Origin of the sequence: Pedobacter antarcticus (assembly GCF_900103515.1) — a bacterium.
GTDB classification, from domain to species: Bacteria; Bacteroidota; Bacteroidia; order Sphingobacteriales; family Sphingobacteriaceae; genus Pedobacter; species Pedobacter antarcticus.
This window is the reverse complement of record NZ_FNGZ01000007.1, coordinates 54,798-69,308: the sequence shown is the minus strand read 5'-3', so window position 1 is coordinate 69,308 and position 14,511 is coordinate 54,798. Positions and strand designations below refer to the sequence as shown.

Annotated in this window: 15 protein-coding genes; 12 read left to right on the top strand and 3 right to left on the bottom strand. The window is 34.8% G+C overall.

Annotation, left to right across the window (positions count from 1 at the left end):
* Positions 1–2: 2 nt before the first annotated feature.
* Complete coding sequence (locus tag BLR53_RS14380) at positions 3–2,084, top strand: ATP-dependent endonuclease (RefSeq protein WP_074590694.1); 2,082 nt, start codon at positions 3–5, stop codon at positions 2,082–2,084.
* Complete coding sequence (locus BLR53_RS14375) at positions 2,066–3,997, top strand: UvrD-helicase domain-containing protein (RefSeq protein ID WP_074590692.1); 1,932 nt, start codon at positions 2,066–2,068, stop codon at positions 3,995–3,997. The genes BLR53_RS14380 and BLR53_RS14375 overlap by 19 nt, the downstream gene beginning before the upstream one ends.
* A gap of 40 nt (positions 3,998–4,037) precedes the next feature.
* On the opposite strand, the gene BLR53_RS14370 is transcribed toward BLR53_RS14375, so the two are convergent.
* Genes BLR53_RS14370 through BLR53_RS14360 form a run of 3 tightly spaced genes read right to left on the bottom strand, consistent with a single transcriptional unit; the run spans position 4,038 to position 5,889 of the window.
* On the bottom strand, positions 4,038–4,673 hold the full coding sequence (locus BLR53_RS14370) for a conjugal transfer protein TraD (protein WP_074590690.1): 636 nt from the start codon (positions 4,671–4,673) through the stop codon (positions 4,038–4,040).
* A 3-nt stretch (positions 4,674–4,676) separates the two neighbouring features.
* Positions 4,677–5,117, bottom strand: coding sequence for a DUF3408 domain-containing protein (locus BLR53_RS14365; protein ID WP_074590687.1), 441 nt, complete (start codon positions 5,115–5,117; stop codon positions 4,677–4,679).
* Positions 5,118–5,121: 4 nt separating this feature from the next.
* Positions 5,122–5,889, bottom strand: a complete 768-nt coding sequence (locus BLR53_RS14360; RefSeq protein ID WP_074590685.1) for a ParA family protein — start codon at positions 5,887–5,889, stop codon at positions 5,122–5,124.
* A 695-nt stretch (positions 5,890–6,584) separates the two neighbouring features.
* Between BLR53_RS14360 and mobA the strand changes: the two genes are divergently transcribed.
* The 10 genes from mobA to arsB all read left to right on the top strand — a co-directional run bounded on the left by mobA (position 6,585) and on the right by arsB (position 14,368).
* A complete protein-coding gene (gene mobA, locus BLR53_RS14355) occupies positions 6,585–7,022 on the top strand; it encodes a conjugal transfer protein MobA (RefSeq protein ID WP_074590682.1) in 438 nt (145 codons plus the stop codon).
* Positions 7,023–7,024: 2 nt separating this feature from the next.
* Entirely contained in the window at positions 7,025–8,299 is a 1,275-nt protein-coding gene (mobB, locus tag BLR53_RS14350; protein ID WP_074590680.1) for a conjugal transfer protein MobB, read from the top strand.
* Positions 8,300–8,372: 73 nt separating this feature from the next.
* Complete coding sequence (locus tag BLR53_RS14345) at positions 8,373–8,747, top strand: ArsR/SmtB family transcription factor (protein WP_074590678.1); 375 nt, start codon at positions 8,373–8,375, stop codon at positions 8,745–8,747.
* Entirely contained in the window at positions 8,744–9,337 is a 594-nt protein-coding gene (gene merTP, locus BLR53_RS14340; RefSeq protein WP_074590676.1) for a mercuric transport protein MerTP, read from the top strand. Before BLR53_RS14345 ends, merTP begins: the two co-directional genes overlap by 4 nt.
* A gap of 6 nt (positions 9,338–9,343) precedes the next feature.
* Positions 9,344–9,550, top strand: a complete 207-nt coding sequence (locus BLR53_RS20245; RefSeq protein ID WP_074590674.1) for a GDCCVxC domain-containing (seleno)protein — start codon at positions 9,344–9,346, stop codon at positions 9,548–9,550.
* 201 nt (positions 9,551–9,751) lie between these two features.
* Positions 9,752–11,752, top strand: a complete 2,001-nt coding sequence (mobC, locus tag BLR53_RS14330; protein ID WP_074590671.1) for a conjugal transfer protein MobC — start codon at positions 9,752–9,754, stop codon at positions 11,750–11,752.
* Positions 11,753–11,833: 81 nt separating this feature from the next.
* Positions 11,834–12,163 (top strand): ArsR/SmtB family transcription factor, encoded by a 330-nt coding sequence (locus tag BLR53_RS14325; RefSeq protein ID WP_074590670.1) that lies wholly within the window; start codon positions 11,834–11,836, stop codon positions 12,161–12,163.
* A gap of 59 nt (positions 12,164–12,222) precedes the next feature.
* A complete protein-coding gene (locus BLR53_RS14320; RefSeq protein ID WP_074590668.1) occupies positions 12,223–12,687 on the top strand; it encodes a DUF6428 family protein in 465 nt (154 codons plus the stop codon).
* Positions 12,688–12,706: 19 nt separating this feature from the next.
* A complete protein-coding gene (locus BLR53_RS14315; protein WP_074590666.1) occupies positions 12,707–13,321 on the top strand; it encodes an arsenate-mycothiol transferase ArsC in 615 nt (204 codons plus the stop codon).
* A 3-nt stretch (positions 13,322–13,324) separates the two neighbouring features.
* Positions 13,325–14,368, top strand: a complete 1,044-nt coding sequence (gene arsB / locus BLR53_RS14310) for an ACR3 family arsenite efflux transporter (protein WP_074590663.1) — start codon at positions 13,325–13,327, stop codon at positions 14,366–14,368.
* Positions 14,369–14,511: the final 143 nt, after the last annotated feature.

Here is a 14,511-nt window from a genome sequence, read left to right as displayed (position 1 = left end):
TTATGAAGATAAAAAAAATAGAAGTTGAAAATTTTCGATTACTGAAGACTTTTTCAATGGACCTTGAAAATGAACTTTCTCTTGTTATCGGAAAAAACAATACAGGAAAGACTTCTATTCTGTCAGTTCTGGATAAATTTATAAATGAAAAAAGTAAATTTTCTTATGATGATTTGAATATTGATTTTAAAAACGAATTAGAAAGTTTAATCAAATCGGCTGATGTTCCCGATGAATTCTCTCCTAAAGGTATTAAACTGAAAATCTATATTGAATATAACGATACTGATGATTTATCTAATGTTAGCAGAGTATTGATGGATTTAGATCCTGACAATAACAATATTGTTTTAGGTTTTGAATACACTGTAAGTTATGATGCTTTTTTAAAAATAAAAGCTGACTATGCAATCTTCGCAGCCAGTGAAAATGCGAAAAATGCTAAGAAGAAAGAATATAAGCCACGGGAACTAAAAGATTTTTTAAAGCAAAACATAGAAGCTTATTATAAAATTCATAAATTTTCTTTTGAATACGATACGACTGCAAATAAGATTACCGAAACTAAGCCAATCGACCTTGTTAGTGAAAACATTAATTTAAAGGATATTATCAACTTTAAGTACATAAGTGCAAGAAGAGATGTAACAAATAAAGAAAAAGAAAACACACTCTCAAAACAAACGTCAAGTCTCTATAAAAAACAAGAAGACAGTAGTGATAAGGATCAAGCTACTGAAGATTTTAAAGACCAGCTTTCAGAAACAGATAGTACGTTAAGCGACATCTACAAAGATTTATTTAAAGACGTAATAAAAAAAGTACAAGATTTTGGTGGCGTTAAGTTGAATGATACTGATATAGCAATTATTTCAACATTACAACATCGAGAATTACTTGAAGGAAATACTACAGTAGTATACACTCACGATGACCATAAGTTACCAGAGCATTACAACGGTTTAGGTTATATGAACCTAATAAGTATGATTTTTGAAATTGAAATTTTGGTACAAGATTTCAAAAAAGATAAGGACAAGAAGCCTGCCGATATTAATTTACTTATTATAGAAGAACCGGAAGCTCATACCCATCCCCAAATGCAGTATGTCTTTATAAAAAATATAAAAAAACTACTTGGAGAAGGTATCAAAAGAAATGATGGTATAGATAGAACATTACAGTACTTAATTACAACGCATTCATCACATATTGTTGCAGATAGTGATTTCGATGATATAAAATATTTGAAAACAATAGCAAAGAATAATGTAACTGCGAAAAATCTTAAAGATTTAAGAACTCAATATGATGCCGACCCAAAACAATATCAATTCTTAAAACAGTACCTAACAATTAGCAGAGCTGAAATCTTTTTTGCTGATAAGGCTGTTCTTATTGAAGGAGATACAGAAAGGATTTTAATACCAACTTTTATGCGAAAAGTTGACTTAGAAGAAGCTGCACGTTTAGAAGTGGAAGGAAACGAGGATACATTCTTACCGCTTCTATCTCAAAATATATCAACTATCGAAGTCGGTGCATATTCACAAATCTTTGAGAAGTTTATTGACTTCTTGGGTATTAAATCATTGATATTAACAGACATTGATGCAATGAAGGTCGTAGGGAAAAATGACAAAGAACAAGATGTTTGGGGAGCGTGTCCTGTTAATGAAGGTACCAAAACAAGCAATTCTGCAATAAATCATTTCCTAAAAGCTGTAACGTGGGACGATTTAAAAGCCTTGGCAGTTGGCGATAGAACAATTACTGTTGGGAGTTCTACAATTTGTATATGTTACCAACAGGAAGAAAATACTTATCACGCAAGAAGTTTTGAAGATGCTTTTATACATCTTAATAGAGAATTTGTAAAAGGAAATAAAGCTACTTTTCAGGGAATAAAAAATGCTTCTTATTTTGATGATGACACGAAAAGCCCCTATGTCTTAGCAGATAATTGTATTAAAAAGAAAACCCATTTCGCTTTAGATATTTTATATCACAGTGATGAAAAATTTAATAATTGGAATATTCCGGCTTACATTAAAAATGGCTTGTTATGGTTGAAGAAAGATTAAATTTAGAACTCGAAGTACAAGAAATATTTCAATCAATTGATGCAGGTAGAAATTTCCTTCTTAGTGGTGGAGCTGGTAGTGGCAAAACCTATTCTTTAGTAAGTGTAATTCGTCAGGCAATTTTAGAAAATCCAACTGCTAAAGTTGCTTGTATGACTTATACGAATGCGGCTGTTAAAGAAATTGAAGAAAGGGTTAATCATAAAAACCTAAACGTATCTACAATCCACGATTTTCTTTGGGATAATATAAAACACTTTCAAAAAGAGCTTAAAGTAGCTATTATTGCATTGGCTAATGATGAAGAGGTTAGTAGAATTTCCATTGATGATGCAAACCCTATTCCTAATACTTACTATGAGGGTCTAGAAGATGGAATACAATACAAGGAATATGTCAGGTTAAGAGATGGTATTATATCCCACGATGAATTGCTTTTGGTTGCAAACTATCTTTTTGACAAATACCCAAAGCTTAGCAGTATTGTAAAGGATAAATTCCAATTCATCTTTATTGATGAATACCAAGATACAAGCAAAGCTGTTGTAGATACCTTTCTTACTCATTTCAAGAAAAGCGAAAGGAAGAATATTATTGGTTTCTTTGGCGATGCAATGCAATCAATTTATGAAGATGGTATTGGTAATTTAGATGAATACAAAGGTCAAGATGCAGATAAAGTAAAAGAAATTCTAAAGAAACAGAATAGAAGAAATCCTCAGCTTGTTATCAACCTTGCTAACAAACTTCGGACAGATGGTATTATACAAGAACCCTCAATCGATATTAATGCACCCAATATGGTTGAAGGTTTAGTAAAACAGGGGACAGTTTTGTTTTTATATTCAACTGATGGCAATATTGAAAAAGTAGAGAAATCCTTAAGGGAAAATTATGGTTGGGATTTCAATAATACGAAGCAAACAAAAGAACTCAATCTTACACACAATTTGATAGCTAGTAAGGCAGGGTTTAGAGAATTAATGGATATTTACGATAGTGACCCTATCATTGGATTAAAGACGGATATCCTTAATAAAATAAAGGATAACAAGAAAAATAATAGACCGGAAATTGCAATAGATGATAATGACACTTTTGATGTTGTAGTCGATAAATTTCAGTTGAAAAACATACAAAGAAATTTAAAGAAAGATATTTTATTAGCAGACCCAATAAAGGCAGAATTATACAATCAATTAAAGGACAAGCTATTTTCTGAGGTAAGGAAAATTTATATGAATAAAGACGCTCTGACTGACGATAAAAAACAAGATAAAGATGATGAAAACAAGAAAGGGTCAAAAAGAGATAATTTGATTAAACATTTGTTCAAAATCCAGAATAGTATATCTCTTTATAAAAACAAGCAGTATAATGAATTTTTGAGAGTAACGGATTACAGAATACACATAAGAAGTATTGCCAACAAAAGATTGTTGAAAGAGAATATCGATAATCTTATAAATGTTGGAGAAAAAACAATTGAGGAAGTTATTACTGATGCTCACGAAAAAGGTATTTCCTTGATAGATGACAGATTACTTGTATTTAAGGAGAAGAACCAATATTTATATAACCGTGTAAAAGATGTCAAATTTAATGAGTTTCAAAAGTTGTATGAATATTTAGAAGGTCAAACTCCATTTTCTACGCAACATAAAACTAAAGGTGCTGAATTTGACAATGTCTTAGTTATTCTCGATAATGGAGGATGGAATAATTACAATTTTGAAAAAATGTTCTTGGGCACAGCTACCCCAAGTGTCTTAGAAAGAACTCAAAAATTATTTTACGTTTGTTGTACACGAGCTAAAGAAAATTTAGCCGTATTCTTTCATAATCCAGATGCACAAGTAATTGCAAAAGCAAATGGATGGTTCGGGAACGATAACGTAATTAATATTGATTAAGCGGCTATTGTTAATTAAAAAATGATATCGGGGAGTTTGCTCACACAAACTCCCCGATATCAAAATCTCTCAAATCATTTTTCCGCAAAGTGGAAGAACTGGCTTCCGTTTCAGAAGAAAGGCTACTGTCCAATAGCTCTGCTATTTTACGAGAAGCGCCTTCCATAGAATTTTCCAAAAGGCTGAATAATTCGGTTCCCTGTATTTTCTGAACTATAGTTATCGCTGTTTCCTTTTGAGACGGCTCCAATTTTTCTTTTTGTAGCAACATCCCCACGGAGCTTAGTTCTTCAAAGGTAACCCCTTGGGCAAAACCGTTATCGTCACTGGATATTCCGTACCTGTTCCATTCTTCTTCCTCATCTTCAAAATCAGGCATATTTCTGAAAACTTCATCCAGTTCTTCCTGCGGAATTTGAATACCTACGTTTTCATTTTCGTCGTATTCTATGTCAAAATTATCTGGATTTATTTCCAGTTCTTCAACTTGGCTTTCGGTGGCATTGTTTGGCACCGAAAGGCTTCTCTTAGGTCTAGGTTGCCCCATAATATCGGGCAGTTTAGGGTTGCTTTTTTCCTGTATCGGTTTTCTTTCTGAATTTTTTTTGATTACAATCTTGTCATGCACAAGCAGGGCAATCACAATCAGCAGGCATATCACAATTACTATTTCCATAACTTATAAAATGGGTTTGTATTTATCATCATAACTCTTGGTAATCTGTTTACCAAATTCCTGAAAATGGTAATCCAGTAAATTGTCTAAATAACCGTAAATTGATATTTTGTCTTCGCCTATCACTTGTACAATACGTGACAATTTTTCGTGAAAATCTGGTCGAATATATACCGTTTTTCCATCTCGGGCATTCGTGTCTGTTCTTTTGAAAAAGAGGCTTTCGTAATCTGTTTCGTTTGTTTTTTTAATTTTGGTCTTTTCCTTCACAGTAGGTTTCTCCAATAGTAATTTTTCGGGCTGAACATATTCCTTTTCGAGGGCTGCAACAGTTTGTTCTATGGGTAACTGTAATCCCTCTTTTTTTACGCCATCTACCATCAGGCTCATCATCAGTTCCTCGTTAATATCGGGCGTATGTTTTTTTTTATTTTCTTTTTCCATTAGACTATAATTGAATGATTTTTAAAAATTCATTTACAAATTGATCTAACTGACAGGCTTTCATCAAGCGTTCATCAGGTGGCATTACCGTAGAGCGGAAAACGGCTTTGCTGTTTACTTCACTTTCTTTGCGAAAACGGGTGCTGTTTTTGATTTGGCTCTGCATCAGGCTTAATCCTAATTGGTCGATGAGTTGGTTATAAACCTCATATAAAGGTGTACTTTCCCTGCCATCAACCTGGTTCCAAAACAGATTGATGGTTTCTATGGAAGTTTCGCCTTTTTTCATAATCACATCCTGCAAAAGCTGTGTAAAAATCAGTGTGCTTTCCATTACCACTCGGTCTGCCGTGATAGGTGTAAAAATGTGGTGCATTCCTGCCAATGCATTCAAAATACCAGGCGTGTTAACCGTTCCGGGCAGGTCAAAAAAGACCACATCAATCGGCACTGAAGAACTACTTAAAAATTCGTGAGCGGTTTCTAATACACTATCAGCTTTGGATTGCATAATCGGATAGGCTTTTTTGTTGATGGTGGTAAATTGTTTGTAAGCCAGCTTTTTTAAAGCTTCGTTTTCCATTACCATCGCCAAATCACGAGCCTTCATTTTCATCAGACTGTGCTGGGGAAAATCGGCATCAAATACGGCTATATTATAACCCAACCGATAGTGCATCGTACTTGCAACCAATGTTGTAAATGTACTTTTTCCCACACCGCCTTTTTGAGATGAAAAGGCGATAAATACTGTTTTGTGTTTTGCATTCATATTTTAACTGTTTTTAAAATTTATATTCTCAATTACTTAGGTGCGTATATAGGTTTGTAGCTCTATACAGAATTATAGAGATAAGCAGGTAATTACGTACTAGGCTATTTATGTACTTGAATACATTTTTATGGCTGTAGACAAATAGATTTGTACAACCATAATTACTTATTTATGTATCTGCTTTTTTGCATACGCAATTGCATATTTAAGTATTTCAATAAGCGCTTTTTTACATCTGCACATTTGTATTTATTTACATTGGTAATGATGTACTTACGTTGTTACCTCCATAGCTAACTATGTCCCTATATGTGTTTGTAAGTACAAATAAATGCAGATAAATAGGTGTTTACATTATCGTGGTAGTGTTTGGCTTCCAAAGGCAGAATTTGTCCTAGTATCACATTGCAATACTCTTATCAACAGTTGGTTACTTTGTAAAATGAATTTTACTAACGGATTTATACAAAGCATCTTGATAAAATGGACACGAAGCAGAACGGCATCGAGCCGTTTTTCCCTGCTACATTTAATCCGTCCCGAAGGGCGGATTTTTGTGTTCATCAGAACACGGCAAGTTGTGTTTTGAGCATCTCGAAACGATTTCGGATGCTCAAAACAACTTGCCCTGCCGGGGGCTGAAAAACACCTTCCGAAGTCAGGGTTTTGTGTAAATTATAAATGGATTTGTGATGAACGAAAACAACAGAAAACAATTAAAAAAAACCGGACGCCGACCTAAAGAAGACCCGGCGAAGATTAGATATACAATTTCCTTTAATGAAGAAGAGCACAGCCGATTTCTTTCGCTCTTTGACCAGTCGGGAATGCTGGTAAAGGCACATTTTATAACGTCCTGCATCTTTGAAAAAACGATAAAGACCATTCAAATTGATAAAGGAACAGTTGATTTTTATATGCGATTGACTTCGTTTCACAGTCAATTTCGCTCGGTCGGTGTAAATTATAACCAAGTTGTAAAGCTATTGTACAAGAATTTTTCAGAGAAAAAAGGATCTGCCTACCTCTATAAATTGGAAAAACAGACGATTGAAATGGTATTGTTATGCCAAAAAATCATTCAGCTAATCGAAGAATTTGAAGCAAATCATCTAAAAAAACAGGTCTAAAAATGATAGCAAAAATTGGAAGGAGCAGTAACTTATATGGTGCTTTGGCATACAATAATCTTAAAGTGGAAAAGGAAAACGGACAAATTCTGTTTGCCAATAAGATAATTGAAACACCAAGCGGGCATTATTCTGTAGCACAATTGAGCCAATCTTTTACGCCTTATCTTATTGCAAATCGAAATACCGAAAAACATACGTTGCATATTTCGCTCAATCCCGACCCGAAAGATAATGTTAGTGATGAAAAATTTAGAGAGTTGGCAGAGCAGTATATGCGTGAAATGGGTTATGGCGAACAGCCTTTTGTCGTGTTCAAGCATACTGATATCGACAGAATGCACATACATATTGTTTCGGTTTGTGTGAATGAAGAAGGCAAAAAGATTTCAGATAAATTTGAGAAAATGCGGTCTATGAATGTGTGTCGAGAACTCGAAAGGCAACACGGATTGGTATCTGCAACAGATAAGGAACACAAGCAGAACGATAAGATTTTTAGCCCTGTGAATTACCAGAAAGGTGATGTAAAAAGTCAGATAGCTTCGGTACTTCGCCATTTACCGAAATATTACCAATATCAGACATTGGGCGAATACAATGCATTGCTTTCGTTATTCAATATTACTACTGAAAAAGTGACAGGCGAACTACAAGGTAAACTCCAACAAGGACTATTATATTTCGCATTGAACGATAAAACTGAAAAAGTAAGTCATCCTTTCAAAGCTTCCTTATTCGGGAAAAATGCAGGGCTTTCAACTTTGGAATTGCATTTTGCGAAATGCAAAGAGGTTTTAAAAGACCACCGGACAAAATCAACCATTAAAGCTGCCGTAACTATTGCTCTAAAATCAATAAGTGATGAGCAGGCTTTTAAGAAGCAGTTAAGTGAACAGGGCATTAATGTAGTGGTGCGTAGAAATGATACAGGACGTATTTACGGAATAACTTTTATAGACCACAATTCTAAAACGGTTTGGAACGGTTCACGTTTAGGCAAAGAACTTTCTGCCAATACCTTTGATGCTTATTGGAATAATAATATCAAACCCGATATCAAAGAACCTGTTGAACTACAATCGAAAATATCAAGACCGAACGATGCAAATCTTCCTGCGGAAAAACCTCATCATTTATTCGATTTCATGAATACTGAAAAACACGAAGACGGCTTGATTGAAGCATTTGGCGGATTGTTACCCGAAGCACAGGGCGAAGATTATGAGGAACAGGATTTTGCTAACAAAATGAAGAAGAAAAAAAGAAGACTGTAATAGGTTAGATTTTTAATTCTATTTGTTATATTTAAGTACTTGCTTAAATAAACGAATTAGCTATCTTTGCACTATGGACAATAATTCTTGCATACGACAACAAGCGGACATTAAACAAATAAACCGTTGTAAAGACAGAGTTTCAGAACTCAATGGTTCGTTTGACTATTTATCGAACGGACTTGAATTAGCGGGAAACAATGTAAGGCTGAAAATCCTCTTTCTGCTTTATGAAGAAAAACGGCTTTGTGTTTGTGACATAAGCGACATACTTGGTATGACAATTTCAGCAGTTTCACAGCACTTACGAAAACTCAAAGACAGAAAACTCATTGAAGCAGAACGAGAAGCTCAAACCATTTTTTACTCATTGGCTAAAGAGTATGAAAAAATGCTGAACCCGTTTTTCAAAATCCTTGGCGAAAACAAAATTTTGGAAACAATATGAAAACAGACAAAAAATTAATTGGTGCAGGACTTTTGACTGCAATTGCAGCTTCTCTTTGTTGCATCACACCCGTATTAGCTCTTATTGCAGGAACAAGCGGTCTTACTTCCACTTTTTCTTGGCTTGAACCTTTTCGACCGTATTTTATTGGGTTGACAATTTTGGTTCTTGGTTTTGCTTGGTATCAAAAGTTGAAACCCAAAAAGCAAATAGATTGCAATTGTGAGACAGAAGAAAAACCAAAATTCATTCAGTCAAAAATGTTTTTAGGAATTGTAACAGCATTTGCAATCGTAATGCTTGTCTTTCCATACTACTCAAGCATTTTCTACCCAAAGACAGAAAAGCAAATTATAGTGGTGGACAAATCCAATATTCAAAAAGTAGAATTTACGATTAGCGGAATGACTTGTGCAAGTTGTGGCGAACACGTAAACCATGAAGTAAATAAATTGACAGGAATAATAAGTTCAAACGCCTCATACGAAAAAGAAAACGCAATCGTAAAATTTGACAACTCAAAAACTAACATTTTTGAAATTGAAAAAGCAATAAACTCGACAGGATATTCTGTAACCGACAAAAAATAAAATGAAATGGAAATCAAATTGCAATCAACAATAATCTGCCCCAACTGCGAACACAAGAAAGAAGAAACAATGCCGACAGATGCTTGCCAATATTTCTACGAATGTGAAAAGTGCAAACAAGTTCTTAAACCAAAACAAGGAGACTGTTGTGTTTATTGCAGTTACGGAAATGTTCCTTGTCCACCCATTCAGCAAGACAAAAAATGTTGCTAACGGACAGAAAACAAAAAAGGTTAGCAACTAAAAGTGTCTTTTATTTTGATCCTCTATAAATGTTACTATACAAAGTGGTCATAGGAGCTACACCTCTTATCTCTCCGCCAAACAGTACCATGCACCGCCATTGAGTGCCACATTCTTATAACCACTCTTTAGACCTTTTAAATTCACGCCCTAACATTAAAAATTAAAATAATGCAGGGAGAAGATGATTTAAGAGGACTTGCCAAGATTATGGCATTTATGCGGGCAGTCAGTATTCTTTTGGTACTGATGCACCTTTATTGGTTCTGCTACGGTTTCTTCATAGAACGTGGCTGGACTTTAGAAGTAATCAATAAAATATTAGGCAATTTCCAACGAACAGCTGGTTTGTTTTCGCATACCTTATATACCAAAGTTTTTGCAATTGTATTGCTGGCTTTGAGCTGCTTGGGAACTAAAGGCGTAAAGAATGAAAAGATAACCTGGACTAAAATTTACGTAGCTTTGGGCGTTGGTTTTGTGCTGTTCTTCCTGAATACACCGTTGTTAAAGCTATCTCCGGTAATAAGCACATTCCTGTATATCCTTACTATCTCGTTAGGTTATATCGCTTTGCTGATGGCAGGTGTTTGGATGAGCCGTTTGCTTCGTACTAACCTTATGGACGATGTTTTCAATAATGAGAACGAGAGTTTTCAGCAGGAAACCAAATTGATGGAAAATGAATATTCTGTCAATCTTCCCACAAAATTTTATTACAAAAACAAATGGAATAACGGCTGGATAAACATCGTCAATCCTTTTCGGGCAACCATTGTTTTAGGAACGCCAGGTTCCGGAAAATCGTATGCTATCGTAAACAACTATATCAAGCAACAGATTGAGAAAGGGTTCTCAATGTACATCTACGATTTTAAGTTTGATGACCTTTCCACCATTGCCTACAATCATTTACTGAAGCATCGGGACAAGTACAAAGTTCAACCCAAACTCTACATCATCAATTTTGACGATCCACGTAAGAGCCACCGTTGCAATCCTCTCAATCCCAACTTTATGACGGACATTTCCGATGCTTACGAAGCCGCATATACCATAATGCTGAACCTCAATCGTAGCTGGATACAGAAGCAAGGCGATTTCTTTGTGGAAAGCCCGATTATATTATTGGCTGCTATTATTTGGTATCTGAAAATCTATGAGGACGGTAAGTACTGTACATTCCCACACGCCATTGAATTGCTGAATAAAAAGTATTCGGACGTATTTACTATTTTAACTTCATATCCTGATTTGGAAAATTATCTTTCGCCGTTTATGGATGCGTGGCAAAGTGGCGCACAAGACCAATTACAGGGACAGATTGCATCAGCAAAAATTCCTTTATCAAGAATGATTTCGCCACAATTGTATTGGGTAATGACTGGCGATGATTTTTCTTTGGATATTAATAATCCCAAAGAACCCAAGATTTTGTGTGTTGGTAATAATCCCGACCGTCAAAATATTTATTCGGCAGCTTTGGGATTGTATAATTCAAGGATTGTCAAACTCATTAATAAAAAAGGGCAATTAAAGAGTTCTGTTATTATTGATGAGTTGCCCACTATTTATTTTCGGGGATTAGATAATCTTATTGCAACTGCCCGAAGTAATAAAGTGGCAGTTTGTTTAGGCTTTCAGGATTTTTCGCAATTGATAAGGGATTATGGCGATAAAGAAGCAAAGGTTATCCAAAACACTGTGGGCAATATATTTTCGGGTCAGGTAGTTGGCGAAACGGCAAAGAGCCTTTCGGAAAGGTTCGGAAAAGTTTTGCAGAAACGTCAAAGTTTATCAATCAATAGAAATGATACCTCAACTTCAATATCGACACAATTAGATAGTTTAATTCCGGCTTCCAAAATCTCAACATTAACCCAAGGTATGTTTGTAGGTGCTGTTTCGGACAACTTTGACGAACGCATCGAGCAAAAGATTTTCCACGCTGAAATTGTCGTGGACAATGAAAAAGTTGCCGCAGAAACTAAAGTATATCAGAAGATACCGGAAATCCTATCCTTTGTTGATGAACACGGGGAAGATAAAATGAAACAGCAAATTGAAAGTAATTACCGTCAGATAAAAATAGACATTGTTCTAATTATTGCAACTGAATTGGAAAGGATTAAGAATGATCCGAATTTGCAACATTTGGTGCAACAGGGGTAAACTTCACTAAATATTTTTTTTAAACAATTTTGGCAGTTAAAATATTAATCGTAATATTGCGATGTAAAATTATAGATAAAAATGGGAGTTACAAAAACTGAAATATTTACGGAACAGCAGAACCGTTTAGCAACTTCGCTAAAGGCATTGGCTCATCCTGCACGCATAGCTATCCTACAATATATCATTAAACAAAATACCTGTATTTGTAATGACTTGGTAGAGGAATTGGGATTGGCACAAGCTACCATTTCGCAGCATTTGAAAGAACTAAAAAACATTGGTATTATTAAAGGAAATATAGAGGGAACCAGTGTATGCTACTGCATTGATGAAAATGTTTGGCAGCAGATTAAGAAGGAACTCAACACTTTCTTCGTTGACGATATAGGTATTGATAAATGTTGCTAAGCATTTATTTTGACTAAATTAATCGTAACAATGCAATATAACAATTAAATAATGGAATTATGAAACTATCAAAAATCAAAGAAATCTTACCAACATTAGAGAATGTTGAATTTCAATTAGAGAACGGAACATTTGTTCCTGAACATTTCCACGTTACCGAAGTGGGGCAAATCAATAAAAAATTTATTGATTGTGGCGGTGTAATCCGCAATGAAAAAGTAGTCAACTTTCAGTTGTGGAATGCTGACGATTTCGAACATAGATTGAAGCCAACCAAGCTATTAAACATCATCAAACTATCCGAAGAAAAATTAGGCATGGAAGATGCTGAAATTGAAGTAGAATATCAAAGTGATACTATCGGGAAATATGATTTGGATTTCAACGGAAAAACATTCGTACTGAAAAGTAAAACAACAGCTTGTCTTGCTCAGGATGCTTGCGGTATTCCTGTCGAAAAGCAAAAAATAAAATTATCAGCGTTGAATAATGCTTCCTGCACACCTAATTCAGGATGTTGTTAAACCCTTTAAATCAATCAAAATGTATAAGAATTTAGTTGAAACAATAAACAATGTTACTACTTTTCAAAACATCAGTGAAGAACGCAAAAATATATTACGACCACTGATAGATTTTGTACAGCAAAAAGTAAACAATAGTCAGGAAATAAGTATCAACTTCATTTGTACCCATAATTCACGAAGAAGTCATTTGTCGCAGGTTTGGGCACAGGTAGCAGCAGCGTACTATACTATCCCAAATGTACATTGTTATTCAGGCGGAACAGAGGAAACGGCATTATTCCCGAAAGTGGCAGAAACATTGACACATCAGGGATTAAGTATTTTCAAAATAGCAGATACCGACAATCCTGTATATGCCATAAAGTATAGTGATAATTCTTTGCCGATTGTTGGTTTTTCCAAAAAATATGATAGCCCTTTCAATCCTGTATCAGCGTTTGTAGCTATTATGACCTGTTCACAGGCAGACGGCGGATGCCCTTTTATTGCAGGAGCAGAAAAGAGAATACCTATCACATTTGAAGACCCTAAAATTTCAGACAATACACAGGAACAATCAAAGGTATATGCTGATAGAAGTTTACAGATAGCAACGGAAATGTTCTATGTTTTTTCAATGATTAAAATGTAGCCGATGCAACCAAAACTAAAATTCTTAGACAGATACCTTACCTTATGGATATTCCTTGCAATGGCAGTAGGTATAGGATTGGGATATATTTTTCCCGGTATTTCAAAAATTACAAATGCGCTATCCGTAGGCACTACAAATATTCCGTTGGCAATAGGTTTAATATTGATGATGTATCCGCCATTAGCAAAGGTTGATTATTCATTATTGCCTATGGCGTTTAAGGATAAAAAAGTAATTGGTATATCCTTATTACTGAATTGGGGTATCGGTACAGTGCTAATGTTCGGGTTAGCCGTTTTATTTTTAAGGAATGAACCCGATTATATGACAGGTTTGATACTGATAGGTTTGGCAAGATGTATCGCAATGGTAATCGTTTGGAGTGACTTAGCTAAAGCAAACAGAGAATATACAGCTATGTTAGTTGCATTAAACAGTATCTTCCAGATATTTACTTACAGTTTTTTAGTTTGGTTATTCATCAACGTATTACCTGCAAAATTAGGATTAGCCAATTTCAATGTAAGCGTATCAATGAAAGATGTTACCGAAAGCGTACTGATATACTTGGGTATTCCATTCTTGGCAGGTTTTTTAAGCCGCTACTTCCTTGTAAAATCAAAAGGTATAGAATGGTATAATCGGAAATTTGTACCCAAAATATCGCCCATTACATTGTATGCTTTACTGTTTACCATAGTATTGATGTTCAGTCTGAAAGGCGATAAAATAGTAGAGTTGCCAATGGATGTAGTAAAAGTAGCAATACCGTTAATCATCTATTTTATACTTATGTTTTTCGTGAGCTTCTTTATCAATAAATCTCTTAAAGTTCCTTACGATAAAAACACATCCATCGCATTTACAGCCACAGGAAACAATTTTGAATTGGCAATAGCCGTAGCAATATCGGTTTTCGGTATTCATTCGCCACAGGCATTTGTGGGCGTTATCGGCCCATTGGTGGAAGTTCCTGTACTGATATTATTGGTACGTGCAAGTTTGTGGCTAAAGAAAAAATATTATGACCAAAATGCTCATTGATGCTTTGAATAAAGAAATGGGATAAAGAAAGTCAGCAAACTACTTGGCCAGTTTTTCATTTGGTAGATACAAATTTAAGCAATATTAAAAATGAAGAATTGGACAACGCAGTGGATAAATACATCAATTGACAACTGTTCTAC

Bases quoted from the DNA above. Each gene is read 5' to 3' on its own strand.
- BLR53_RS14380 (WP_074590694.1), top strand. From the start codon at position 3: ATGAAGATAAAAAAAATAGAAGTTGAAAATTTTCGATTACTGAAGACT.
- BLR53_RS14375 (WP_074590692.1), top strand. From the start codon at position 2,066: ATGGTTGAAGAAAGATTAAATTTAGAACTCGAAGTACAAGAAATATTT.
- BLR53_RS14370 (WP_074590690.1), bottom strand. From the start codon at position 4,673: ATGGAAATAGTAATTGTGATATGCCTGCTGATTGTGATTGCCCTGCTT.
- BLR53_RS14365 (WP_074590687.1), bottom strand. From the start codon at position 5,117: ATGGAAAAAGAAAATAAAAAAAAACATACGCCCGATATTAACGAGGAA.
- BLR53_RS14360 (WP_074590685.1), bottom strand. From the start codon at position 5,889: ATGAATGCAAAACACAAAACAGTATTTATCGCCTTTTCATCTCAAAAA.
- mobA (WP_074590682.1), top strand. From the start codon at position 6,585: ATGAACGAAAACAACAGAAAACAATTAAAAAAAACCGGACGCCGACCT.
- mobB (WP_074590680.1), top strand. From the start codon at position 7,025: ATGATAGCAAAAATTGGAAGGAGCAGTAACTTATATGGTGCTTTGGCA.
- BLR53_RS14345 (WP_074590678.1), top strand. From the start codon at position 8,373: ATGGACAATAATTCTTGCATACGACAACAAGCGGACATTAAACAAATA.
- merTP (WP_074590676.1), top strand. From the start codon at position 8,744: ATGAAAACAGACAAAAAATTAATTGGTGCAGGACTTTTGACTGCAATT.
- BLR53_RS20245 (WP_074590674.1), top strand. From the start codon at position 9,344: ATGGAAATCAAATTGCAATCAACAATAATCTGCCCCAACTGCGAACAC.
- mobC (WP_074590671.1), top strand. From the start codon at position 9,752: ATGCAGGGAGAAGATGATTTAAGAGGACTTGCCAAGATTATGGCATTT.
- BLR53_RS14325 (WP_074590670.1), top strand. From the start codon at position 11,834: ATGGGAGTTACAAAAACTGAAATATTTACGGAACAGCAGAACCGTTTA.
- BLR53_RS14320 (WP_074590668.1), top strand. From the start codon at position 12,223: ATGAAACTATCAAAAATCAAAGAAATCTTACCAACATTAGAGAATGTT.
- BLR53_RS14315 (WP_074590666.1), top strand. From the start codon at position 12,707: ATGTATAAGAATTTAGTTGAAACAATAAACAATGTTACTACTTTTCAA.
- arsB (WP_074590663.1), top strand. From the start codon at position 13,325: ATGCAACCAAAACTAAAATTCTTAGACAGATACCTTACCTTATGGATA.